Here is a 22,606-nt window from a genome sequence, read left to right on the forward strand (position 1 = left end):
GTGCGATCTTGGGCGAATTAGGCATCCTTGGCAACGCGCGCCAGTGCCAACACGAAAATATGATTTGCACCTGCGGCCTGACACGCACGCGTGCACGCCGCCAACGTCGCGCCGGAGGTCATCACGTCATCCACCAGCAGGACATCGCGCCCCATCAAATGCAGTGCCCGCCTTGGGTGGATGTCAATTGCGCCTGCCAAGACGTCGCCCCTTTCCCCCGCGGTCTTTCCGTCCAGCACCGGGGTCCTCCGTTTGCGCACCAGCAGATCCGGCACGCAGTCCAATCCGGTTTCTTGCCCCAGGTTGCGTGCCAGCAGCGCAGACTGATTGTATCGCCGTTTCAGCAGGCGTGACCAATGCAACGGCACCGGAGCAATCACCATCCCGGGACGCAGCAGATCGCGTCCGGCCTGCGCCATCCAACGCGCAGCGGGGCGGGCCAGTTCGGTCCGGTCACCATGTTTCAAGGCCAGAACAAGTGACCGCGCCTTCCCATCATACATCAGCGCAGCGCGGCCCGCATTCCAGGGCGGAGGGGTTTTCAGACAATCGTCGCACTCGGTCCGGAACCTGTCTGCACTTCCGATCACGGGCACACCACAGCTTTCGCAAACCGTGCCACCGATGAACGGCGTATCCCGCCAACACGCCCCACACAGGCCGAAATCGGATTCCGTCAGCTCTCCGCAGCCCATGCAACGCGGCGGATAGATCAATGCAAGGGCAGTTTGAATCCGCTGCGCAATGCGATACTTGCGACCTATGAAACTGCCCGAGCCCACCGCACCCTCTCTTTTCGACCGAAACGCCATTCTGCATCATCGCGCCCGCGCGAAGGACGACGCCCTGTTCTTGCACCGCGCCGCCATTGATGAGGTTCAGGATCGGCTCTCCATGGTTAACAGAACCTTTACGGCACCTGCGGTTGTGACCCCTTTCCCACAACTTTGGGCAGACGTTTTTCCGGATGCCGCCATTGTCGCGGATGACGATGTGCTGTCACTTCAACTCGGTGCGCATGATCTGGTGATTCATGCGATGGCGCTGCACTGCGCCAATGACCCGGTCGGACAGTTGATCCAATGCAAAAGGGCTTTGAAACCGGATGGGTTGCTTCTTGTTGTATGCCTTGGGGGTGAGACCCTTCACGAATTGCGCGCCGCGCTGGGTCAGGCCGAAATCGAAGTCACGGGCGGGCTCAGCCCCCGCATCGCCCCCATGGCCGAACTGCGCGATCTGGGTGGGTTGCTGCAACGGGCCGGTCTGGCATTGCCAGTGGCCGATGCCGTACCGCTGACGGCAGAATACCGCGATATCTGGCACCTGATGCATGATCTGAGGGACATGGGTGAGACCAACGCTCTGGCTGCCCGGTTGAAATGCCCGACCCGGCGCAGAGTCTTCGAAGCCGCACAGCGCGTCTATTCGGATCACTTTTCGACGGGAACAGGCCGCCTCGCCGCAACCTTCGAACTGATTTGCCTGACCGGTTGGTCCCCCGATGACAGCCAACCAAAGCCGCTGCGCCCGGGGTCAGCCCAAATGCGCCTGGCAGATGCTCTGCGCACGGAAGAGGGCAAACTGTCGGATTGACGCGCAACCAAATCCCTTTATCTCAGGTCGGAACACGAAAACTCAGGAATGCTCAAATGTTTGATGCCACTCGTCCCGCTCATGCCCCTGCCGACCATCCCAAGGTCAAGATGGGCCGTGTTGGCATTTTGCTGGCCAATCTGGGCACACCGGACAATTATACCTATTGGCCGATGCGTCGCTATCTGAACGAGTTTCTGTCGGATCAGCGGGTCATCGACTATCCGAAATGGAAATGGCAACCGATTCTTCAGGGAATCATCCTCAGCAAACGGCCATTCAGTTCGGGTGAAGCCTACAAATCGATCTGGAATCATGAAAAGGGCGAAAGCCCGCTGATGACGATCACCAAGGACCAGACTGCCAAGCTGCGCGACGCGATGCAGGATCGGTATGGGGATCAGGTGATGGTCGATTTCTGCATGCGCTACGGCAACCCGTCAACAAAGTCCAAAGTGCGCGAGATGGTTGCCGCGGGCTGTGACCGTATTCTGTTTTTCCCGCTTTACCCACAATACGCGGGCGCAACCACAGCCACCGCCAATGACCAGTTCTTTCGTGCACTGATGGATGAGGCCTGGCAGCCTGCCACGCGAACCGTACCGGCCTATTTCGACCAACCCGCCTATATCGACGCTCTGGCGCAATCCGTTGAACGTGCTTATGCAGCGGCGGAGATAAAACCCGATATTCTGGTCTGCTCGTATCACGGGATGCCGGAACGGTATCTGCAACAGGGTGACCCCTATCATTGCCAGTGCGCCAAGACGACACGGCTGCTGAAGGAACGGCTGGGATGGTCTGACGATCAACTGGTTTCAACGTTCCAGTCGCGATTCGGCCCCGAGGAATGGCTGAAACCCTATACAGTGGATCATGTGGCGGATTTGGCCAAACAGGGCAAAAAGAACATAGCGGTCATCGCGCCGGCTTTCTCGGCCGACTGCATCGAAACGCTGGAAGAGATCAACGAAGAGATCAAGGAAAGCTTCGAAGAAGCGGGCGGCGAAACCTTCACCTATATTCCATGTCTCAATGACGATGCGGCGCACATAGCTGCATTGGGCACAGTGATCGAAGAAAACTTGCGCGGCTGGCTGGACTGACCTGCACAGCCTTGGGAAAATAAAAAAGGCGGTGGATTGCTCCACCGCCTTTTTCATGAATTCCGTGTTGGATTAGCTTGCAGCAACAGCAGCAGCAACAACGACCAGCAGGATCAGCGGCAGCAGGATGCCCTGCGACGAACCCTGAGTTTCTTCTACAACAACAGGTGCTTCAACAACCGGCTCTTCCAGGTTACCAGCATAAGCGGTCGAAGCAGCAGCAGTCAGTGCAGCAGCGAGAACGAGTTTCTTCATATTAACCTCCAGAATTTGCGCAGTTCCAATGCCCGGAACCACACATCTAAGACTTACCTCGTGGTTTTTTCTAATCAGCATTGACGCTGGAATGCAATTGCAACTTGACCGCTAAGCGGGTTCCCACACGAAAATGTCGTCAAATTAGCAACACTTGCGTGCCGACCTTCGCCATCGAGAACAGCTCGGCAATGTCTTCGTTGAACAGACCGATACAGCCATTCGACGACCGGCGTCCGATTTTTCGCGTATCGTGCGTTCCGTGAATGCGATAGTACTTCCAACTCAGGTATAAAGCATGTGTTCCCAGCGGGTTATCCGGCCCCGGAGGGATATAGTCAGGCCATTCCGGGTTTCGCTTTTTCATGGACGGTGTCGGAGACCAGCTGGGCCCTTCAACCTTTCTGATCACGCTGGTACGCCCCCGGCGGGTCAGTTCCTCGGTCAGGGGAACCGATGAAGGGTAGAGTTTGTATATACTTTGATCATCTGACCAATAGTGCAGCGCGCGCGACACGGTATCGACCAGAATGGCACCGTTTCTGGTGTTCGAAAAGTACGGCTGCCAATCCAGCGCCCGGAAACCCGATACGTTGCGGCGCACCGACGGTTCGGGTTCGGGTGCAGGGCGCAGCGGATCACCGGGGATGTACTGCGCCAGTGCGGGTGTTGCCAGCGTTGCAGTGGCCCCAGCCAGAAAACCCCTGCGTGTGGACGTTTGAATGCGCTTTTTGACCATGACAACGGGTCCTGTGTTCAAGTGAGGTCTGAAATCCGTGACATTCTATTGCCAGAATGCTTCAGTCGCAAATCAAACCGGCAGAATCACGCAAGTTTAGGCTATTGCGCGTTTGCTCAGAGCTGTCAGGCGCGCTATGCCCTGTAATGACACAATAACCAGGTCGATCATGACGCGTATCGTTTCTTTACTCTTGATTTGCTTTGTCGCGCTGGCGGCATGTACAGACACCGGCACCACGACCATCGGTGCAGACGGTCGCCCGCTGCCCACGGTCTACAAAATTCGCGGCAACCCGGAAAAGTTGCAGTTCCGTATGGTTGATTCGGTCAATGCCCTGCGTCAGGCCCAAGGATTGCAGCCTGTCCAGCTGAACGCGCAGCTGAACGCAGCAGCGGCGACCCATTCCAAGGACATGGCCAGACAGAACCGGCCCTGGCACTTCGGGTCCGACGGCTCCTCTCCGATCGATCGGGCTGCACGGGTCGGATATTTCGGCACGTTCCTCGGTGAAGCCATTTCCGAGACCTACGAAACCGAAACCGAAACCCTTGCCGCCTGGATGCAGGAACCCGGACCGCGCGCCGTGATCATGGACCCCAAGGCCACGCAGATGGGGTTCGCCTGGCATCAGGAAAAAGGCGGGAAAATCTGGTGGACGCTGGAAATGGGAACCGGCGGCTGACCCCGATCACCGTACACACAAAAAAGCCCCCGAAATCCGGGGGCTTTTTTTCTGATTACGCTGCTTGCATGGACTGCGCTTCGGTCAGGATCGCATAAAGCTTGACCGGATCGGGGTTCGCCCGAAGCTTGGTGCACACCGAGGTGTCCCTCAGCGTGCGTGACACAAGGGCCAGCGCCTTGAGGTGATCGACGCCGGCCTCTTCCGGTGCAAACAGTGCAAAGGCGATGTCCACGGGTTGACGATCAACTGATCCAAAGTCGATGGGCTTTTCCAGCATAACGAATACGCCGGAAACCGAATCCAGCTCGGGCAAACGTGCGTGCGGAAGCGCCACGCCATGCCCCACGCCGGTCGGGCCCAGGCTTTCCCGTTCAAGCAGACAGTCGACGACGGCCTGAGAATCGAGCCCCAGATTGGCGGCTGCGACATCGCCGATTTCCTGAAACAACCGCTTCTTGCTGGAAGCGGCGGATAGTACACGCACTGCTTCGGGCTTCAGTATGCTCGAAAGCTCCATGATCACGCTCCATAGGCACGGCACCCGCGTCGGCGGGTGCGGCCCCGTATCCTTGCCTGTTAAGGATCAATCCAGCCGATGTTACCGTCTTCGCGACGATACACGACGTTCAATCCATCCTTGTTCTCATTTCTGAACACCAGCACCGGGGCACCGGCAAGTTCCATTTGCATCACGGCTTCACCAACGCTCAAAGATGGGATTTTTGTTTCCATCTCAGCCACAATCATGGGCTGTAGCGATTCGGGTTCATCGGCCGCGTCCGATTCGTCAGAGGCGAGGATATAAGAGGACGCCCCAAAGAGTTCAACCGGCTCGGACCGATCCTTGTGGTGGTCCTTCAAACGACGTTTGTAGCGCCGCAGCTGTGTTTCCATTTTGTCGCAGCATGCCTCGAACGCCGCATAAATTTCGGTTGCATGCGCCTTGGCCTGAGCGGTCAGCCCGGTGGACAGGTGCACTGTTGTTTCGCATACATATTCATGCGCTGAACGGGAAAAGACGACGTTGGCATCGGTAGGCCGCTGAGCATATTTACTCACAACCTCGCCCAATTCGGTCTGCACGTGAGTCTGAAGCGCCGCACCGATGTCGATCTGTTTTCCGCTGATTTGGTAACGCATGTGATCTCCTTCACAATTCACACCCATTCTGACGTCACGTTACGCGACGAACTTGTTTTTATCGGGTGGGGGGTCGAGACACTTTCCGCGGTTGTCTTAACTCCAGCCCTTCAACGAAGGGACAACGATCTCCAGACTGGAACCGGGTAAATGCCATGGGACAATTGAGGCAAGAGACGACGGAAGAGTCAATCAAAACAGGTGTGTATATACGCGATTTCCGCCATGCATCCGACGCAGACCAAAACAAGCCTATGAAATACGGAAGTTTTCGCCAAGATAGACACGGCGGACATTCTCGTTCTCGACGACCTCGTCCGGTGTGCCCGACATCAGAACCTGCCCGTCATGCAGGATATAGGCGCGGTCGACAATTTCCAGCGTTTCCCGCACGTTATGGTCGGTGATCAGAACACCGATCCCCCGTTTTTTAAGGTCGGCAACCAGATGCCGGATATCGCCGACGCTGATGGGATCAACACCCGCAAATGGTTCGTCCAACAAAAGATATTTCGGATCTGCGGCCAAACATCGCGCTATCTCAACGCGGCGGCGCTCACCGCCGGAAAGGGCAAGAGCAGGCGCGCGGCGCAGATGTTCGATCGAGAAATCTGACAACAGCTCTTCCAGCCGTTCTTTCCGCCTGTGAGCATGAGGAACCGTGATATCCAGCACCGCGGCGATATTGTCTTCGACGCTCATGCCGCGAAAGATCGACATCTCCTGCGGCAGGTAACCGATGCCCATCCGCGCACGCCGGTACATCGGCAACGTCGTAACATTCTGGCCGTCAATCGTGACTTTGCCGGCCTCTGGGAAAACAAGCCCCGCCACGGAATAAAAGGTCGTGGTCTTACCCGACCCGTTGGGTCCCAACAGGGCAACGACTTCGGACCGGTCCAGTGTCATCGAGACATCGCGGATCACCGTTTTCTTACGGTAGGATTTCCGCAGTTTCTCGATGCGCAGCCCGGAATTGCCTTCGGCCACTGACAAGTCGGGTCGCGCCATCAGTTGTTTCCCTGCTGAAGGATCGTCTTGACGCGACCGGTCATGGTCGCTGTGCCCGTTGTCAGATTGGCGTTCATCTGATCGCCGCTGATGATGCTGGGGCCTTGCGTCAGCAGGACATTGCCTTTCATGACGATCACACCGGAATCTATCGTGTATTCCGCCCAATCGCCCTCTGCCGCATCCGGCGGGCTGACCAGAACAACATTCTCGGTGGCTTCCATCCGTTCAATCGCCGAGCGTTCCTCGTTGTAGATCACGAGAACCCGCTCAGCAGTCAGCCGCATTTCGCCCTGAATGACGACGACATTTCCGAGGAATTCGGCAGAACCGTCCTCCTGGTTGACGTTCAACGTTTCGGACGTGACCTCGACCGGAAGGCTCGGGTCGGCATTTGCGGAACCAAAAGCCACCTGCGCCTCCTGCGCAGTCGCGGTTACGGCACCTGCAAACAGAGCAAGGCACAAAGGAACAAAACGAAAATCGAACACAGGTTATCTTTCTGCTTTTTCAGGCTCGTATACCAGCTTCACGCCGTCTGTAAAAACAATATGGACCGGTCCGTCCTTTTTTTCAGTCCCAAAGGTCATGCGTCCGGCGGAAAAATTGCCGATCGGCCCGGTTCCGTTCACCCGCCCCGGCGTGTCGCCCCGGATTTCGTCCAGCGACGTGTTGAGCAGGTCAGTCGTGACTTGAAGTCCGTCGGCAGTGGTAATCACCACGTCGCCGACAAAAGTTGCCGTACGCTCATCAGGGCGGATCAAACCTGAATTGGAATCCAGAAATATCGTTCCACCACTGAGAAGCCCCAGACTGCCCCGAAATTCGGATGCGTTCGGGGTTTCGTCTTCGTCGCCCTGCTTGGCTTGGATAGCTTCGATCTGGACATCTTCGCCTTTGCGGGTTGTCCCGCGGTACTTCGGCTGTGTGACCACCTGTTGCGCCAACCGCTCGTCAATGTCTTTTTCGGCGAATGGCACCGTTACGTTGGTTTCGATGCTGCGCGACAGAAGGAACACTGTGGACAGCATCAGAATGGCCGCAAGCGGCAACAGAACCTTCAGGAACTGTACCATGCGGGAATACCTGTCCAATTCGGCCTCCCTCAGCCCAGACCGACGCGCAAGCAGTCGTGGATATGCAGAAGACCCAGCGCCTGCCCGGATGCAGCCTCGTCGACCACAAACAGCGAAGTGATCTTGCGATCATTCATGATCGCCACCGCCTCTTCGGCCAATGCGTCCGGTGTTATGGTGGTCGGATTGGCGGTCATGACCTGCTCGGTCGTTTTGTCCAGCAGACCGTCCATGTGTCGCCGCAAGTCACCGTCCGTAATGATGCCCGACAAATGCCCCTGCGCATCCGTTACACCGGCCACGCCGAAACCCTTTTGGCTGATTTCGATCAGCGCGTCGCTCATCGGGGTGTTCGCCGCGACCAGAGGCAAGGCGTCGCCGGTATGCATCAGGTCACGCACCGTACTCAGCCGTGCACCCAGCTTTCCGCCGGGGTGGAAGGCGCGAAAATCCTCGGGGCGGAAGTCGCGATACTTCATCAGCGCAATGGCCAGCGCATCGCCCATGGCTAGGGTCAGCGTCGTCGAGATCGAAGGCACCATGCCGAAACCGCAGGCCTCGCCCATCGACGGTATCAGCAGATGCACATCGGCCTGTTTCATCAACGTGCTTTCTGGCTTGCTGGATAGCCCGATCAGCGGAATGCCAAAGCGGCGCGTAAAGGCAAGCAGGTTGGCCAGCTCGGGCGCTTCGCCAGAATTCGAAATCGCCAGCACCACATCGCCTTTGGAAACCATGCCCAGATCGCCATGGCTGGCCTCGGCCGGGTGCACGAAATAGGCGGGCGTTCCGGTACTGGCCAGAGTGGCGGCAATCTTGTGGCCGATATGGCCCGATTTTCCGATGCCGCTGATGATGATGCGCCCGGTGGCTTTCAGGATCAGATGCACCGCCTCTGCAAAATGCTCGTCAAGGCTGTCGGCCAGCACATCCAGCGCGCGGGCCTCGTCGGTGACGACCTGGCGGGCGGTTCTCAGGAATGCTTCGGTGTCGGTCATGAGTGTGCAAAGATATCCGTTTCGGGCCAACCGGCGAGATCCAGCTTCGCACGCATCGGCAGGAAATCAAAACAGGCCTGCGCCATCTCGGTCCGGCCCTCGCGCGCCAGTCGCTTGTTCAACTCGTCGCGCAGGCGGTGCAGATAAAGAACGTCCGAGGCCGCATAGTCCAGCTGAGCATCGGTCAGGGTTTCAGCGCCCCAGTCGCTCATCTGCTGTTGTTTCGAGATATCTACGCCGATCAGTTCCTGGCACAGGTTCTTCAACCCGTGGCGGTCGGTGTAGGTGCGCACCAGCCGGCTGGCGATCTTGGTGCAGTAAACCGGCGCGGCCAGGGCACCAAAGGTGTGATACATCGCGGCGATGTCGAACCGCCCGAAATGGAACAGCTTCAGGACATCGGGGTTTTCCAGCATGGCACTCAGGTTTGGGGCTTCGGTCTGGCCCTTGTCCACCTGGATGATATGGCTGTTTCCGTCACCGCCTGACATTTGAATCACGCACAGGCGATCGCGATGCGGGTTCAGCCCCATGGTTTCACAGTCAATGGCCACAACCGGGCCCAGATCCAGCCCATCCGGCAGATCGTTTTTGTACAAATGGTTCGCCACGCGACTATTCCTTTGTGCGATATCGCCCCCGAGATAGGCGGTTTGGTCCCCAAACTCAACGCCGTCCGAAAGTCGCGGGCCATTCGATGCCAAATCCTTGACCATATCCCCATCGGGGGGATATGGATAAGCCATGTCAGACAACGCCCACCAGTCACATCCACAGATTACGGCCCGGCTGAAGCGGGCCCATGGGCACCTGGCCAAGGTCATTGCCATGCTCGAGGGGCAAGCCCCCTGTTCGGACGTCGCCCAACAGTTGTTTGCAGTAGAAAAGGCCGTCACCAATGCCAAACGCGCTTTGATTCATGATCATATCGAACACTGCCTGTCCGCTGACGACGATGGCGGTGGGATCGAAGACTTCAAGGCGATTACAAAGTACCTCTGAGCCATGCTGAGTATTCTGAAACACCGCACCTACCGCCACCTGTTCGCCGCCCAGATCGTTGCTCTGACCGGAACCGGGCTGGCCACGGTCGCCCTTGGGCTGCTCGCCTTTGATCTGGCCGGGAATGCTGCGGGACTTGTCCTTGGCACGGCACTGACGATCAAGATGGTGGCTTATGTCACCGTTGCACCGCTCGCCGCTGCTTTTGCCGAGCGTCTGGATCGTCGCAAGATGTTGGTCGTGCTGGACCTGATCCGCGCAGCGGTTGCAGTATGTCTGCCTTTCGTGACTGAAGTCTGGCAAATCTACGTGCTGATCTTCGTGCTCCAATCGGCGTCGGCGGGCTTTACGCCCGCCTTTCAGGCCACGATTCCGGACGTGCTGCCAGACGAAGCTGAATACACGCGTGCCTTGTCGCTGTCACGCCTGGCCTACGATATGGAAAGCCTGCTGAGCCCGATGTTCGCCGCCGCATTGCTGCTGCTGGTCAGCTTCAACAGCCTGTTCTGGGGTACCGCGCTTGGTTTTGTCGCATCGGCATTGCTGGTTGTCTCGGTCGTGCTTCCGTCACCCAAGCCAAGCCGACCCCGCGGCATCTATGACCGCACCACACGCGGCATACGTATCTATCTGAAAACACCCAGGTTGCGCGGGCTGCTTGCACTCAGCTGGAGCGCGGCGGCGCTGAGCTCGATGGTGATCGTGAACACCGTGGTCATCGTGCGCGCCAATCTGGGCCTGTCGGAAAGCGCGGTGGCCATTGCCCTGGCCGGTTTCGGGGGCGGATCGATGCTTGCAGCCTTTACCTTGCCCCGCCTTCTGGACCGGATCGAGGACCGTCGCGTCATGGTCGCGGGCGCCGTTTTTGCCACTGGTTCCATGGCCGTCGCCGCGATGTTGGCCGCAATTGCTCCTCTGTCGCTTGGGTTGCTGACCGCGTTGTGGGCATTCACCGGTTTCGGATATTCCACCACCCTGACACCTTCGGGCCGCCTTTTGACCCGGTCGGCCCACCCCGAGGATCGCCCAGCCGTCTTCGCCGCACAGTTTACCCTGTCGCATGGTTGCTGGCTGGTTCTTTACCCGCTGGCGGGGTGGTTGATGACCGTGTTCGGCCCGACGGTCACACTCAGCAGCATGGCGACGCTGTCCGTGGCGGGCGTCGTCGGTGCAATCGGCCTGTGGCCGCGCCTCGACCAGGAACCGATCACCCATGATCACCCCGACCTGCCGCCCGATCATCCACATCTGGCCGGGTCGGGCCCGCACGCGCATCCGATCATCATCGACGATCTGCACCCGCGCATCCCGCGCGAACCCTGAGCGGGCGCTTGGACCTGATCTCAACCCGCAATGACCACAAACCAGAGCCCCAATGGACCAGCTTGACCGTCGCATCATCGCCGCCCTGCAAGCCAACGCACGCGCCTCGACCACGCAGATTGCGACCACGCTGGGTGTTGCCCGGACAACCGTGCACGAGCGAATAAACCGGATGGAACAGCGCGGCCTGATCGAAGGATATTCCGTGCGCCTCGGGTCCACCGAAGACACCCCGAAAGTGCAGGTCATCGTCATGCTCGAAGTGCAGCAAAAGGAAACCAGCCGGATCATCAAGCGGCTCGAAGCCTACCCTGAAGTCAAACTGTGCCTATCGATCAACGGAGAGTTCGACCTTATGCTGTCCGCAGAGGCGCCGAGGCTGGAGGATCTGGACATTCTGGTCGATGACCTGGCGAAAATTCCCGGTGTCTTGCGCACCAATACCAGCGTTGTTTTCGGGCGCAGGATAGATCGAAACTGAAGCGGCGATAACTCTCTGTAAACCGATCGTTGGCTAGCTTGGCCGGGAGAGATCAGAATCCCGGACCGGCAGAATGCCAAATCAGAAATTCCCGCTGTTACTCATGTTGGTGCATGTGCTTTTGGCGCAGGCAGGGTTTGCCATGCCAGATGCCAAAACCGGTGACCTGTGCGATCATGCCGCGCGCCGCGCCGCTTTGTCCGAAGGCGTGCCCCTGGACGTGCTGCGCGCCATCTCGCGCGTTGAAACAGGGCGCAGGCTGGACGGCCGGTTGCAGCCTTGGCCCTGGACGATCAACGTCGGCGGCCAGGGGTACTGGTTCAAGTCCGAGGTCGAAGCCAAGGCCTATGCGTTCAAAATCTTCAAATCGGGCACCCGCAGCTTTGATGTCGGCTGTTTTCAGATCAATTATCGCTGGCACGGCAAAGCCTTCCGTTCGATCGACGCGATGTTCGATCCAGATGAGAACGCGACCTACGCCGCCCGGTTCCTGAATGAACTCCATGCCGAGCTTGGATCGTGGCCCGCAGCCGCAGGGGCTTATCATTCCCGCACGGCACCCCTTGCCGAAGCTTACAAAGAGCGGTTTCAAACGGTGCTGGCACAGCTCGAAGGGCCCCCCCGAACCCGGGTTGCGGGCACGTCTCGGGATCCGTTCACCGAGGCTGGCCTCCCCTTGATTCCCATTCCGACGGCCTCGCCCCGCACCGGCGCGCTTGGGTCTCTGGTGCCAGCCGCAGGCGCCGCAACCGCGTTTATCGCCTTCAACTAGGAGTTTCGCGTGCCCAAGGTAAACATCCAGTCGCTGTTTTCGCCTACTGTCCTGCTGGCGATTGCGCTGATGACGGTCATCGTCATGATGATCCTGCCCATGCCAGCCTGGGTTCTGGACGTGGGGTTGGCGGCCTCCTTTGCGCTGGCCATCCTGATCTTCACCCTGACCCTGTTCATTGAACGCCCGCTGGACTTTTCGTCCTTCCCGACGATTCTGCTGGCATCTTTGATGTTGCGCCTGTCGCTGAATGTGTCGTCGACGAAACTGATCATCGGGCAGGGGCACACCGGCCCGAATGCGGCAGGAGACGTGATCGAGGGTTTTGCCAGTTTCGTCATGGGCGGCAGCATTTTTCTTGGCCTGGTGGTGTTCGGCGTGCTGCTGATCGTGAATTTCATGGTCATCACCAAAGGCGCCGCCCGAATGGCCGAAGTCGGCGCGCGCTTTGCGTTGGACGGGATGCCCGGCAAACAACTTGCGATCGACAGCGACATGTCCGCCGGGGCAATCGATCATCAGCAGGCCAAGGAACGGCGAGAGCTGGAACAGCAGGAGACGACATTCTTCGGTTCGCTCGACGGTGCGTCGAAATTCGTGAAAGGTGACGCCGTCGCCGGGCTTCTGATCACGTTGCTGAACCTTGTCATGGGCCTGGTCATGGGCGTCGTCGTACATGGAATGCCCGTGGCCTCGGCGTTCGAAACCTATGCGATTCTGACCGTCGGCGACGGGTTGGTGTCCCAAATTCCCGCCGTCATCATTTCCATAGCGTCCGCCCTTCTGCTGGCACGGGGCGGCACGCAGGGGGCCACGGACAACGCCATCTTTTCTCAACTTGGCCGCCACCCGGCAGCATTGTCCACCGTCGCGGTGCTCATGGTCCTGTTCGCTCTGGTGCCCGGTCTTCCTTTTCTGCCGTTCATCCTCGGCGCGGCCATTCTGGGATATGCGGCTTACAATGTTCACCGAAAGCAGCAAGACGCAGACGCGTCGGCAAACCTGCCCTCGACCGAAACCGAAGCGCCGACATCCCAGGCTATCGGCGACATCTTGGACCTGGATGATGTCCATCTGGAATTCGCTCCGGATCTGGTCAGCATGGTTCTGAATCCTGGCACGGGGCTGGACGCCCGTATTGCCAATATGCGGACCTATGTGGCGTCGACCTTTGGCCTGATCCTGCCCGAAATCCGCCTGACCGACCGCGCCGACCTGCCGACCGGAACGTATGTGATCAAGGTTCAGGGCGTCGAACAGGCACGCGGTGTCTTGCATCCCGATCTCATCCTGGCGCTCGTGCAGGACGGGTTTGACCTGCTGCCGGAGGGCAATGACGTGACCGAGCCGGTCTATGGTGCTCCAGCGCGCTGGATCCTGCCGAAAGATCAGGAGGACGCCGCGCTGAGCGGTGCCACCATAGTTTCACCGCCCGAGATTCTTGCAACCCATCTGCTGGAGATCATCAAACAGAACTTCTCGCGCCTGCTGACACTGAAATCCCTCCGGCGCCTGCTGTCGGAAATGACCCGCCTGAGCGACTCGGTACGCGCCGAAGCCAACCGTAAGCTGCTGGATGAACTGATCCCCGACAAAGTGCCGATCGACACGTTGCACGCTGTTCTGCGCCTGTTGCTCGACGAACGTGTGTCGATCCGGAACATGGCGCTGATTCTTGAAAGTGTCGCCGAGGCGCGGCTGACCACAACCCAGCCCGAAGGCATCTGTGAACTTGTGCGTCAGCGTCTTGGCTTTCAGTTGGTCGCGGACATGAAGCGCGAGGATGGTTCGATCCCTCTGATCCAGTTGGCCCCGGAATGGGAGGACACATTCGCCTCTTACCAGATTGACGCCCCAATTACCGGCATAGATGTCGCGCTGCCCCCGAACGTGTTCAACAAACTGGCCGACGGAGTCGTGAGCACCATCGCCAAATCCGCTGACAACGGTCTGTTTCCGGCCGTCGTGACCTCGACCCGGCGCCGTCGGTTGCTGCGCACCGTCATGCAGGCACGCGGCGTGTCCAACCCGGTTTTGTCCTTCGAAGAAATCGGGCTGGAAGCCAAACCTGCCTTGGTCGGAACTGTTGCAGCGTGATTGCCCTGCCGCCAGAGATGCTGTCGCAGTTGGCCGAAGCAATCTGGCAGGCCTTTGTCGTGTTTCTGCGCGTCTCCGCTCTTGGCTCGCTGCTTCCAGCTTTCGGTGAGCGCAGTATTCCGACACGGGTAAAGCTTCGTGCTTCCGTTGCTTTCACGCTGATCATACTGCCCGCTGCGCCCCCCGTCAGAATTGATCCCAGCCTTTGGACGATCGTGCGGCTGGTCGGCACCGAAGTTCTGATCGGGCTTGTCCTGGGGATAGGCCTGCGCCTGTTCGTTCTCGCGCTGCAAACCGCGGGGTCTATTGCGGCTCAGTCCACGTCATTGTCGCAACTGCTGGGTGGCGCGGCGGCCGATCCGGTCCCCGCCATGGGATACCTGCTGACCCTGGCAGGACTGACACTTGCCGTAATCATGGACCTGCACATCCGGGCCGCGCAGTTCCTGATCCAGAGTTATGCCCTGTTCCCAATAGGGCTGGCACCTGATGCCGCGGATGCGTCGCGCTGGGGATTGCATCAGGTCGCCAACAGCTTTGGGCTGGCTTTTGCACTGGCAACGCCGTTCGTCATCGCCTCTTTGATCTACAACCTGGCACTTGGGGTCATCAACCGGGCAATGCCCCAGCTGATGGTGGCCTTCGTAGGCGCTCCTGCAATAACCTTCGCCGGGCTGTTTCTGCTGTTCGCCGGTACACCGCTGATCCTGTCCGTGTGGGCTGACGCGCTGGTTGCCTTCTTCACCAACCCGATAGGAGCGCAAAGATGAGCGCAGGTGATGACGACAGCGACAAGTCATACGAACCAACACCGCAAAAGCTGCTGAAGGCGCGCGAGAAGGGTGAGGTTCCAAAATCCAACGACTTGTCGGTTGTGGCGGCATATACCGGGCTTCTGATCTCCCTGCTTACAGTCGGTCAATACAGCGTCGAGCAGATGGGCATCGGGTTCATGGTTCTGATCGATCAGTCCGACGCATTTGCACGGCTTCTGACGGATGGGCCATCGCATTCTCCGGTTGCGGGGGTTTTGAAAAGTGCCCTGCTGCCTGTTGCTTTGCTGTTCTGCCTTCCTGCGGCGGCTGTTCTGCTGAACTTGATCGCCCAGCGCGCGCTGATCTTTGCCCCAAGCAAATTGAAACCAAAGCTTTCGCGTATCTCTCTGGTTTCGAACGCAAAGAACAAGTTCGGGCGGGGTGGCCTGTTCGAGTTTGCCAAAAGCACCACCAAACTGTTGATCTACAGCACCTGCCTTGCGCTTTTTCTGAAAGCCAATCTAACCGAGATTCTGTCTGCCAGCGCGGCACCGGCAAAGTCATCCATTCTGCTCATGATGAACCTGCTGTTTCGCTTTCTGTTCATCGTGATCGCAATCGCACTGGCCATCGGGGTCGTCGATTTCCTTTGGCAATATGCCGAACACATGCGCAAGAACCGTATGTCCCGCAAGGAGATCATGGATGAAACCAAGGATGCCGAGGGCGACCCACATGTCAAACAACACCGGCGCCAGCGCGCACAGGAAATCGCAACCAACCAAATGTTGGCAAATGTTCCAGGCGCGGATGTCGTGATCGTAAACCCCACCCATTATGCTGTGGCGCTTAAATGGACACGGGTTGCGGGCAGCGCCCCGGTTTGCGTTGCCAAAGGGGTGGACGAAATCGCCGCCACCATCCGATCCGCCGCAGGAGAAGCAGGCGTTCCGATCCATTCAGACCCTCACACAGCTCGTGCCCTTCACGCGACCGTGGAAATAGGTCAGGAGATCGCCGAAGAGCACTATCGTCCTGTTGCCGCCGCGATCCGGTTTGCCGAAGCGATGCGAAAACGCGCGAAGGAGCAAGTTCGATGACTCACACGCAATTACCCGATCTGGAAAAAGTGACCAACGCAGCGTTTCAGAAGCAATTTCAAGCGCTGCGACCGATCCTGGAGGCCGAGGCACGGATCAAGCAGCAACTTGCCAGATTGGACGGTCAACTCCGTCAGGCGCGCCAAGACAGCACCAAGGTCGAAGGCTATCAGGTTTCAGGGACCGACGTACTCTGGAATAGTTGGGAGTCCGCGACGCGGAGACAATTGAACCTGCAACTGGCACGAACGCGCGCGCAGAAACTGGCCGGAATGGAAGCTTTGCGTACTGCCTTTGGGCGAAAACAAGCGGTGGAAAAATTGCGAAAGAAAGTTCAGCAGGCAAACCGAAAAGCAAATGCCAAAAAGCACTTCGGGCCCTAGCTTGACCGACCCGACGTATCGGGCCGGTCAGTGTCAGCTGTCTTGTCGGTTTACACTCAGGATCAGCACTTTGGACACGTCGTCGCCAAATTCTTTGCGCGCCACTTCCAGCAAGGAATTCCGCAATACATCCAAGTTCCCGGATTCTGTAAAAGCCCCGTCAAAGCCGCCCGTGTTTGCATGGTCAAAAAGAACCTGAAGAAAGCCATCCCTGAGTTTAGGCTCGATTGCATAAAAGGTTTCTGTAATGCCCGGGTTCGCCTCAAGGCTCAGCGACAGCGTTACCATGGCTTCGATCTGGTCGTCTTTTACAACGGGGACGACGAATTGCTTGGTCATTTTCAGATAACCAAAGCTTTCCCCCTCGCCTTTTTCCTTTGATTTCCCGGTTTTTTTGCCGGCCGACTTATCCTCTTTGACTGCTTCTTTTTCGGCAACGGCAGTTTCAGGTTTTTTTGCAGGTGCAAGAACCAGACCCGCGCCAATACCCGCGCCGAGTCCAACAATCAGAAAAATCACGGGAATCAATTTCGCGACCACGATCTCACCTCAGAACGGCAAAAGGGAATCAAGAACTTGCTGACCATAGCGGGGTTGCTGGACATCCGTTATCTGCCCTCTGCCGCCATATGACACGCGCGCTGACGCGATTTTGTCATAGGTTATTTCGTTTTGCCGCGAGATGTCCTGCGGGCGGACATATCCCGTCACAAGAAGCTCTCGCAGTTCGAAGTTGACCCGCAACTCCTGGGATCCCGATATTGAAAGAACTCCGTTCGGCAACACATCCAGCACTGTTGCGGCAACACGCAGAGTCAGTTTTTCGTTTCTCCTGACGGATCCCCGGCCAGAGCTCGAGGAATCCGCTTCAATCGAAACGGCTTCATCCAATGACGCGCCCTGGGGCAGGTTCTTTTGCACGCGCTGAGGCAGGCCGAAGAGGCTGGGGACTTCGAGGTTCTCGGACCCAGATCGGGATCGTCTGGTATTGTTCGAAATTTCTGCCTTCTCGTCCAGCTCGATGACGACGGTCAGAATGTCGCCTTTCTTGATCGCCCGCTGGTCGCCCAGCAACGAATGCTGCCCGCCGCTCCACAAAGAGGACCGGTCGACGTTTCGCTGGGGTTGGGTGTGCAATGGCAATCCCGGCCACAACATTGCAACCTGTTCCGGGGAATCCTCGTTGGGTGTGAAACTTGGCGGTTTGCCCAAATGATCCATTCGTCCACATGCGGACAAGGCAAAAGCCGTCAGGACAAGGGTTTTTGGCAATCCGTGCATCATTGTACCTCGATTTGACCGTCCGGACGGATTCGGCCTGTTACGGTTGTTCGGGATGAAAGGTTCATGACCCGAATGCGATCCCCCGCCGCGCCGCGCCCCAAGGCCCGGCCCTCTGTGGTGATCGACAAGGGTTGGCTGCTGAACACCAGCACGACCAGATCGTTTCGATCCACGATGGCAGGTGGCCCGACATCAGAGCCGCGAATTGGCCGACCGGGGTAGAGCGCCACCCGGGCCTCTTGTCCGATCAGAAGATCAGGGTCTGAAATTGCATCGGCAACATCTGTTGGCTTCAACTCGAGATCGGCCGCAGAAATGACTTCCTTGGCCCGGATCGTGCGTGTCGGCACCACGATGTCAGCCTGGGCGGCAAATGGCGCCAGCAGCACCAGAGAAAGAACCAGATGTCGCATCACCGTACCTGCGTTGTCGCGCTCATCATCTGGTCCACCGCGGTGATGACTTTGGCATTCATCTCATAGCCGCGTTGCGCTTCGATCAACTCGGTAACTTCGCGAACGGCGTCAACCGAACTGTCTTCCAGATAACCCTGCCGCAAAGTTCCCAGACCGTCTTCGCCCGGCGTACCCAGAACCGGAGCACCCGAAGCTTCGGTTTCCTTGAAAAGATTGCCTCCGACGGCTTCCAGGCCTTTGGCGTTCGAAAAACTGGCCAGCGTAAACTCCCCAAGGAACTGACCTTCGGGGGAATCGTCAAAATATGCATAGACTTCGCCCGACGCGTTGATCGAAACAGAACGCGCATCGTCAGGGATGGTGATTTCCGGCGAAACCGCAAACCCGTCAGAGGTGACGATCAGGCCCTCTGCCGACCGCTTCAAACTGCCGTCGCGCGTATACGCGGCCTGACCGCTGGGCAAGGTCACCTCCAGATATCCGCGACCTTCGATTGCAACATCCAGATCGCTCCCGGTGGCCGACAAGGCGCCTTGTTCCAATTGCACTGTCACCGCTGCCGGTCGCACACCCAGACCCAGTTGAATACCCGTGGGCAGAACCGTTCCGTCCGACGCATTCACGGTGCCGGCCCGCGCCATCTGTTGATAATGCAGGTCGGCGAATTCGGCCCGTCGGGCGTTGTAGCCGGTGGTATTCATATTCGCGAGGTTGTTCGAGATCGTCTCAACCCGCATCTGTTGTGCTGTCATCCCGGTGGCGGCAATTTTAAGGGCCCGCATGTCCAACTCTCCTCATCCAAATCAGCGCATCAGCGCCTTGAGTGCTCCACGCACGCGCTCATCTTCACTCTCAAGAAAGCTTTGCCCCAGCTCATAGGCGCGCTGGATTTCCACCAAACGGGTCACTTGCTGAATCGCATTCACGTTTGACCCTTCGAGAAAGCGATGCAAAACCACCGGCTCGTCGACCGGCTCAATTGCACCGTCGGTGCGGAAACGAGTGTTTCCTTCGCGTACAAGTTCGTTCGTATCGGCGACGTTGAAAACGCCCAGCTGACCCAGAAGCTGACCATCGACACTCAGCGTTCCGTCGCTGCCGACATCGATTGACGCTGCGTCAGGCGGGATGAACACAGGCGCGCCATTGGCATCGAGCACGCGCGCGCCATCCATTGAAACCAGATCGCCATCGGCATTGGGAGAAAAGCTGCCAGCCCGCGTCAGCCGGTTGCCATCCTGGGTTTCGACCAAGAAGAAACCGTCGCCTTCGATGGCAAAATCAAATTGCCCGCCGGTTTGCGTCAGCACGCCTTGTTGCATTGACGTATTTCGCGCCTCGGCCCGGCTCATGGAGAGGGAGAGGCTGTTCGGCATATCTCGAATGTATTCCGAGAACACCAGCCCCTGCTGGCGATAGCCGGTCGTGTTGGCATTTGCGATGTTATTCGCCACCAGGCGCATTTCATTCATCAGCCCGGACTGGCGGGACAGGGTGACATAGGCGGTGTCCATCAGCGACCTCCTGCGATCAATGGAACAAGCGTACCGGTGAAAAACGTAACAAGGGTCTGAGTCATGAACCCCATCGAGATCCAGAACACGACGACGATGGCGATCAGTTTGGGAACAAAGGTCAGCGTCATTTCCTGTATCGACGTCAGAGCCTGAAACAGACCAACGACCAGGCCTGACACCAGAGCAACTGCCAGAATCGGGACCGATGTGATGACGGCGATCCAAAGAGCCTGACGCACGATGTCATAGAAAAGACCTTCGCTCAGCATCGTATCAGACCGGCATCCGCAGGATTTCCTGATAGGCCTCGACCACCTTGTTGCGAACGATCACAGCTGTCTCAACGGCCAGTTCGGTCTGTGCCAGCGCCTGCACCAGCGCGTGCGGGTCGGCTTGCCCGACCATCGCGGTCTGCGACATCTGCTCGCTGTGTTTCAACGTGGATGCAAAGTCCTGAAAACTTGCCTTCAGCCCCTGCACCATGCCCGAGTGATCGGGGTCGGCCTGGGTTGCAGGACGGGCGCCGGCATAATTCTGCGCGGCGTTCAATGATCGGATGTCCATTCTGGCTGTCCTTTATTTTCTGAGCAGTTCCATCAACGACGACGACATTTGCCGTGTTTGATCGAACATCTTGAGGTTGGCTTCGTAGCTCCGTTGCGCCTCGCGCGCGTCGGCTATTTCGATCATCAGATCGACATTCGATCCCAGATAGTGACCACTGGCATCTGCCATCGGGTGGCCGGGGTCGAAAATTCGTGTCAGGTCGCGTCGATCAAGCTTTACGCGGCCGGCTTGCACCACGTTCTGACCATCTTTTTCTATGGTCTCAAACGGCACCGTCTTGCGCCGATACCCGGGCGTATCCGCATTCGATATGTTTTCGGACACGTGGCGCAGACGGGCTGCCTGCGCACGCAGGGCGCTGGCGGATGCCGCAAGTGAGTGGGAAAAATCGCTCATCCTCGGCCCCCTTATCCACGTCCCAGACTGGTGCGAAGGATGTTCATCGAGGATTTGTAGATCGCCAACGCGCGGTCGTGCTGTCGTTTGACCTCGACCGATTTCAGCATCTCTTCTTCAAGCGATACGCCGTTGCCATTTGGATCACCCGACGGAGCGGCCTGGTGCTCTGCCCAAGGCTGCGTACCCGTACCGCCATGCAGATGACCCCGCCGCGTGGCCATCATGGTCACTTCGCGTCCCGAGTTTTCAAGTGCTTTATGGAAGAGGTCGATATCGCGCGGCTGGTAGCCCGGCGTATCCGCATTGGCCATGTTGCGCGCAATCACCGCCTGCCGTTGCCCGGCATGGGTTGCCATTGCGTGCGCGGTCTTAAGGACGTTCAAGTCATAGAACACCGGGGCTTCTCCCTCGATCAATTTCAATCAAGGCTTAACCCCGATTCCTTTAGAAACCGTTTTCAGAACTCAGTTGGAGAACCCACAATGTCCGATCTCGACCCTATGCTTCTGAAACATGAATTCGACAGGATGACTGCGGTCCGTCATGTGGGGCTGGTCAGCGGAGTTGCAAAAGGGTTGATCGAGATCAGCGGCCTGAACAGTCACGCGCGAGTTGGCGACCAACTTACATTGCAGCGGCGCTCGGGGCCTGATCTTTCCGGTGAAGTTCTGCACGTGGATGCAGATCACGTTCATATGATGCCAGGCGCCGCACCAGATGGTGTCAGTCTGGGGGACCGCGTGTATCTTGATCCTTCTCCCGGCTTCGCACCGGGCCTGCATTGGTTCGGGCGCGTCATCGATCCTTTTGGCAAACCACTGGACGGGAAATCTCTGCTAAACGGGGCGCAGGACCGCGATATCATGCAGGCCCCGCCGCCTGCCGTTTCGCGCAAACCGTTGGGACAGAGAATGCCCACAGGTTTGTCCGTTCTCAATACAATGCTGCCGATTGTACGTGGTCAGAGAGTCGGGTTGTTTGCCGGATCGGGCGTTGGGAAGTCCACACTCCTATCAACCCTCGCACGCTCCATACAGGCCGACGCAGTCGTGGTCGCTCTGGTTGGTGAACGGGGGCGCGAAGTGAATGAGTTTGTCGCCCACGCGGTCGGTCCAGAAGCCATGAGACGGACCATCGTCATTGCTGCCACCTCGGATCAGTCGGCCTTGTCCCGCAGGCGTTGCGCGTGGTCGGCAATGTCGGCAGCAGAATTCCTGCGCGATCAGGGCCTGAACGTTCTTTTTCTGGCCGATTCTGTGACCCGTTTTGCCGAAGCGCACCGGGAAATTGCCGTCGCAATGGGGGAATCGCCATCTCTGCGCGGGTATCCGCCTTCGGTCACACCCCTGATTGCCAACCTGTGCGAACGCGCTGGTCCGGGCGCACAAGATCAGGGGGACATTACGGCTGTGTTCAGCGTTCTGGTGGCCGGGTCCGACATGGATGAGCCTGTCGCGGACATTCTACGCGGCGTGTTGGACGGGCATATAGTGCTTAGCCGGGACATTGCTGAACGCGGGCGTTTCCCGGCGATTGATCTCAGCAGATCTGTATCTCGCAGCTTACCAGTCGCTGCATCTGAGGCAGAGAACCAGATGATCAACGAAACCCGCAAACTTGTCGGCAGCTACGAACAATCCGAAGTCATGATAAAGGCCGGGCTGTATTCAGAAGGATCAGATCCGCTCTTGGATCAGGCCGTGCGCGTTCATGAGGAGTTGGACTCGTTTTTCGGCAAACCCGATTCCGAAGGGATTGAAAACAGCTTTAACCGGCTGTCCCTGATTCTGCGCCGTGCTTCGGCCGGCCTGCCGCGTTAGTGAACTCGGAACAGTTTTAAGTATTAAGGCCGCCTTAAGACCTGCACTGCTATTCCAATAGTCGGGTGATAAAAAGGTGGTGGA

Annotated in this window: 31 protein-coding genes; 12 read left to right on the plus strand and 19 right to left on the minus strand. The window is 58.1% G+C overall.

The window, feature by feature from the left end:
* Positions 1 to 17: 17 nt before the first annotated feature.
* Positions 18 to 782 carry a double zinc ribbon domain-containing protein gene (locus tag GOW31_RS17295; RefSeq protein WP_371813785.1) on the minus strand — a complete coding sequence of 255 codons (765 nt, stop codon included), beginning with the start codon at positions 780 to 782 and terminating at the stop codon, positions 18 to 20.
* On the opposite strand from GOW31_RS17295, the gene GOW31_RS17300 reads away from it, so the two are divergent.
* Both GOW31_RS17300 and hemH read left to right on the plus strand, forming a co-directional pair.
* Positions 763 to 1,593 (plus strand): SAM-dependent methyltransferase, encoded by an 831-nt coding sequence (locus tag GOW31_RS17300; protein WP_171171782.1) that lies wholly within the window; start codon positions 763 to 765, stop codon positions 1,591 to 1,593. The genes GOW31_RS17295 and GOW31_RS17300 overlap by 20 nt on opposite strands.
* Before the next feature lie 56 nt (positions 1,594 to 1,649).
* A complete protein-coding gene (gene hemH, locus GOW31_RS17305; protein WP_171171784.1) occupies positions 1,650 to 2,699 on the plus strand; it encodes a ferrochelatase in 1,050 nt (349 codons plus the stop codon).
* A 72-nt stretch (positions 2,700 to 2,771) separates the two neighbouring features.
* Here the strand turns inward: hemH and GOW31_RS17310 are convergent, their stop codons facing one another.
* A complete protein-coding gene (locus GOW31_RS17310) occupies positions 2,772 to 2,954 on the minus strand; it encodes a hypothetical protein (RefSeq protein ID WP_117870963.1) in 183 nt (60 codons plus the stop codon).
* A gap of 139 nt (positions 2,955 to 3,093) precedes the next feature.
* The gene (locus GOW31_RS17315) at positions 3,094 to 3,693 is read right to left on the minus strand and encodes a L,D-transpeptidase (RefSeq protein WP_152459769.1); all 600 of its coding nucleotides are present in this window, start codon (positions 3,691 to 3,693) and stop codon (positions 3,094 to 3,096) included.
* Between the two features lie 169 nt (positions 3,694 to 3,862).
* Between GOW31_RS17315 and GOW31_RS17320 the strand changes: the two genes are divergently transcribed.
* Positions 3,863 to 4,378, plus strand: a complete 516-nt coding sequence (locus tag GOW31_RS17320) for a CAP domain-containing protein (RefSeq protein ID WP_171120163.1) — start codon at positions 3,863 to 3,865, stop codon at positions 4,376 to 4,378.
* A 55-nt stretch (positions 4,379 to 4,433) separates the two neighbouring features.
* On the opposite strand, the gene ptsN is transcribed toward GOW31_RS17320, so the two are convergent.
* The 7 genes from ptsN to GOW31_RS17355 form a co-directional block, all read right to left on the minus strand.
* A complete protein-coding gene (gene ptsN, locus GOW31_RS17325) occupies positions 4,434 to 4,898 on the minus strand; it encodes a PTS IIA-like nitrogen regulatory protein PtsN (protein ID WP_117872900.1) in 465 nt (154 codons plus the stop codon).
* Positions 4,899 to 4,957: 59 nt separating this feature from the next.
* The gene (gene hpf, locus GOW31_RS17330) at positions 4,958 to 5,521 is read right to left on the minus strand and encodes a ribosome hibernation-promoting factor, HPF/YfiA family (protein ID WP_171120161.1); all 564 of its coding nucleotides are present in this window, start codon (positions 5,519 to 5,521) and stop codon (positions 4,958 to 4,960) included.
* A 252-nt stretch (positions 5,522 to 5,773) separates the two neighbouring features.
* Positions 5,774 to 6,532 (minus strand): LPS export ABC transporter ATP-binding protein, encoded by a 759-nt coding sequence (lptB, locus tag GOW31_RS17335; protein WP_152459766.1) that lies wholly within the window; start codon positions 6,530 to 6,532, stop codon positions 5,774 to 5,776.
* A complete protein-coding gene (locus GOW31_RS17340; protein WP_371732247.1) occupies positions 6,532 to 7,023 on the minus strand; it encodes an LptA/OstA family protein in 492 nt (163 codons plus the stop codon). The genes lptB and GOW31_RS17340 overlap by 1 nt, the downstream gene beginning before the upstream one ends.
* A gap of 3 nt (positions 7,024 to 7,026) precedes the next feature.
* Positions 7,027 to 7,608, minus strand: a complete 582-nt coding sequence (gene lptC, locus GOW31_RS17345; protein ID WP_253282598.1) for an LPS export ABC transporter periplasmic protein LptC — start codon at positions 7,606 to 7,608, stop codon at positions 7,027 to 7,029.
* Between the two features lie 29 nt (positions 7,609 to 7,637).
* Positions 7,638 to 8,606: an SIS domain-containing protein gene (locus GOW31_RS17350; protein WP_171171788.1), complete on the minus strand. Its 969-nt coding sequence runs from the start codon at positions 8,604 to 8,606 to the stop codon at positions 7,638 to 7,640.
* Positions 8,603 to 9,217 (minus strand): ribonuclease D, encoded by a 615-nt coding sequence (locus tag GOW31_RS17355; protein WP_152459762.1) that lies wholly within the window; start codon positions 9,215 to 9,217, stop codon positions 8,603 to 8,605. Before GOW31_RS17355 ends, GOW31_RS17350 begins: the two co-directional genes overlap by 4 nt.
* Before the next feature lie 133 nt (positions 9,218 to 9,350).
* Between GOW31_RS17355 and GOW31_RS17360 the strand changes: the two genes are divergently transcribed.
* The 8 genes from GOW31_RS17360 (at position 9,351) to GOW31_RS17395 (ending at position 16,519) form a co-directional block, all read left to right on the plus strand.
* Entirely contained in the window at positions 9,351 to 9,608 is a 258-nt protein-coding gene (locus tag GOW31_RS17360; RefSeq protein ID WP_171171790.1) for a metal-sensing transcriptional repressor, read from the plus strand.
* Between the two features lie 3 nt (positions 9,609 to 9,611).
* Positions 9,612 to 10,931 carry an MFS transporter gene (locus GOW31_RS17365; RefSeq protein ID WP_171171792.1) on the plus strand — a complete coding sequence of 440 codons (1,320 nt, stop codon included), beginning with the start codon at positions 9,612 to 9,614 and terminating at the stop codon, positions 10,929 to 10,931.
* A 52-nt stretch (positions 10,932 to 10,983) separates the two neighbouring features.
* Positions 10,984 to 11,412, plus strand: coding sequence for an Lrp/AsnC family transcriptional regulator (locus GOW31_RS17370; RefSeq protein WP_152459759.1), 429 nt, complete (start codon positions 10,984 to 10,986; stop codon positions 11,410 to 11,412).
* Positions 11,413 to 11,485: 73 nt separating this feature from the next.
* Complete coding sequence (locus GOW31_RS17375; RefSeq protein WP_371813786.1) at positions 11,486 to 12,184, plus strand: transglycosylase SLT domain-containing protein; 699 nt, start codon at positions 11,486 to 11,488, stop codon at positions 12,182 to 12,184.
* A gap of 69 nt (positions 12,185 to 12,253) precedes the next feature.
* Positions 12,254 to 14,281 carry a flagellar biosynthesis protein FlhA gene (flhA, locus tag GOW31_RS17380; RefSeq protein WP_217356708.1) on the plus strand — a complete coding sequence of 676 codons (2,028 nt, stop codon included), beginning with the start codon at positions 12,254 to 12,256 and terminating at the stop codon, positions 14,279 to 14,281.
* Entirely contained in the window at positions 14,278 to 15,051 is a 774-nt protein-coding gene (locus GOW31_RS17385; RefSeq protein ID WP_171171796.1) for a flagellar biosynthetic protein FliR, read from the plus strand. The genes flhA and GOW31_RS17385 overlap by 4 nt, the downstream gene beginning before the upstream one ends.
* Positions 15,048 to 16,136: a flagellar type III secretion system protein FlhB gene (gene flhB, locus GOW31_RS17390; protein WP_171171798.1), complete on the plus strand. Its 1,089-nt coding sequence runs from the start codon at positions 15,048 to 15,050 to the stop codon at positions 16,134 to 16,136. Before GOW31_RS17385 ends, flhB begins: the two co-directional genes overlap by 4 nt.
* Positions 16,133 to 16,519, plus strand: coding sequence for a hypothetical protein (locus GOW31_RS17395; RefSeq protein WP_171171800.1), 387 nt, complete (start codon positions 16,133 to 16,135; stop codon positions 16,517 to 16,519). Before flhB ends, GOW31_RS17395 begins: the two co-directional genes overlap by 4 nt.
* Before the next feature lie 33 nt (positions 16,520 to 16,552).
* Here the strand turns inward: GOW31_RS17395 and GOW31_RS17400 are convergent, their stop codons facing one another.
* The 9 genes from GOW31_RS17400 to GOW31_RS17440 are packed head-to-tail and all read right to left on the minus strand — an operon-like array spanning position 16,553 to position 21,124.
* Positions 16,553 to 17,059: a flagellar basal body-associated protein FliL gene (locus GOW31_RS17400; protein ID WP_171171802.1), complete on the minus strand. Its 507-nt coding sequence runs from the start codon at positions 17,057 to 17,059 to the stop codon at positions 16,553 to 16,555.
* Between the two features lie 9 nt (positions 17,060 to 17,068).
* Complete coding sequence (gene flgH, locus GOW31_RS17405; protein WP_171120216.1) at positions 17,069 to 17,800, minus strand: flagellar basal body L-ring protein FlgH; 732 nt, start codon at positions 17,798 to 17,800, stop codon at positions 17,069 to 17,071.
* Positions 17,800 to 18,216, minus strand: a complete 417-nt coding sequence (flgA, locus tag GOW31_RS17410; RefSeq protein ID WP_171171804.1) for a flagellar basal body P-ring formation chaperone FlgA — start codon at positions 18,214 to 18,216, stop codon at positions 17,800 to 17,802. The genes flgH and flgA overlap by 1 nt, the downstream gene beginning before the upstream one ends.
* A complete protein-coding gene (flgG, locus tag GOW31_RS17415) occupies positions 18,216 to 19,001 on the minus strand; it encodes a flagellar basal-body rod protein FlgG (RefSeq protein ID WP_171171806.1) in 786 nt (261 codons plus the stop codon). Before flgG ends, flgA begins: the two co-directional genes overlap by 1 nt.
* Positions 19,002 to 19,022: 21 nt before the next feature.
* Positions 19,023 to 19,733: a flagellar hook-basal body complex protein gene (locus GOW31_RS17420; RefSeq protein ID WP_171171808.1), complete on the minus strand. Its 711-nt coding sequence runs from the start codon at positions 19,731 to 19,733 to the stop codon at positions 19,023 to 19,025.
* The gene (locus GOW31_RS17425; protein WP_170345696.1) at positions 19,733 to 20,005 is read right to left on the minus strand and encodes a flagellar biosynthetic protein FliQ; all 273 of its coding nucleotides are present in this window, start codon (positions 20,003 to 20,005) and stop codon (positions 19,733 to 19,735) included. The genes GOW31_RS17420 and GOW31_RS17425 overlap by 1 nt, the downstream gene beginning before the upstream one ends.
* A gap of 4 nt (positions 20,006 to 20,009) precedes the next feature.
* Positions 20,010 to 20,300 (minus strand): flagellar hook-basal body complex protein FliE, encoded by a 291-nt coding sequence (gene fliE, locus GOW31_RS17430; RefSeq protein ID WP_171171810.1) that lies wholly within the window; start codon positions 20,298 to 20,300, stop codon positions 20,010 to 20,012.
* A 12-nt stretch (positions 20,301 to 20,312) separates the two neighbouring features.
* Positions 20,313 to 20,699, minus strand: a complete 387-nt coding sequence (gene flgC, locus GOW31_RS17435; protein WP_170345698.1) for a flagellar basal body rod protein FlgC — start codon at positions 20,697 to 20,699, stop codon at positions 20,313 to 20,315.
* A gap of 11 nt (positions 20,700 to 20,710) precedes the next feature.
* Positions 20,711 to 21,124: a FlgB family protein gene (locus GOW31_RS17440; protein ID WP_217356704.1), complete on the minus strand. Its 414-nt coding sequence runs from the start codon at positions 21,122 to 21,124 to the stop codon at positions 20,711 to 20,713.
* A 60-nt stretch (positions 21,125 to 21,184) separates the two neighbouring features.
* On the opposite strand from GOW31_RS17440, the gene GOW31_RS17445 reads away from it, so the two are divergent.
* On the plus strand, positions 21,185 to 22,522 hold the full coding sequence (locus GOW31_RS17445) for a FliI/YscN family ATPase (RefSeq protein ID WP_171171812.1): 1,338 nt from the start codon (positions 21,185 to 21,187) through the stop codon (positions 22,520 to 22,522).
* Positions 22,523 to 22,606 lie beyond the last annotated feature (84 nt).

This window comes from Ruegeria sp. HKCCA0370, assembly GCF_013033705.1.
In the GTDB taxonomy this organism is placed as follows: domain Bacteria; phylum Pseudomonadota; class Alphaproteobacteria; order Rhodobacterales; family Rhodobacteraceae; genus Ruegeria.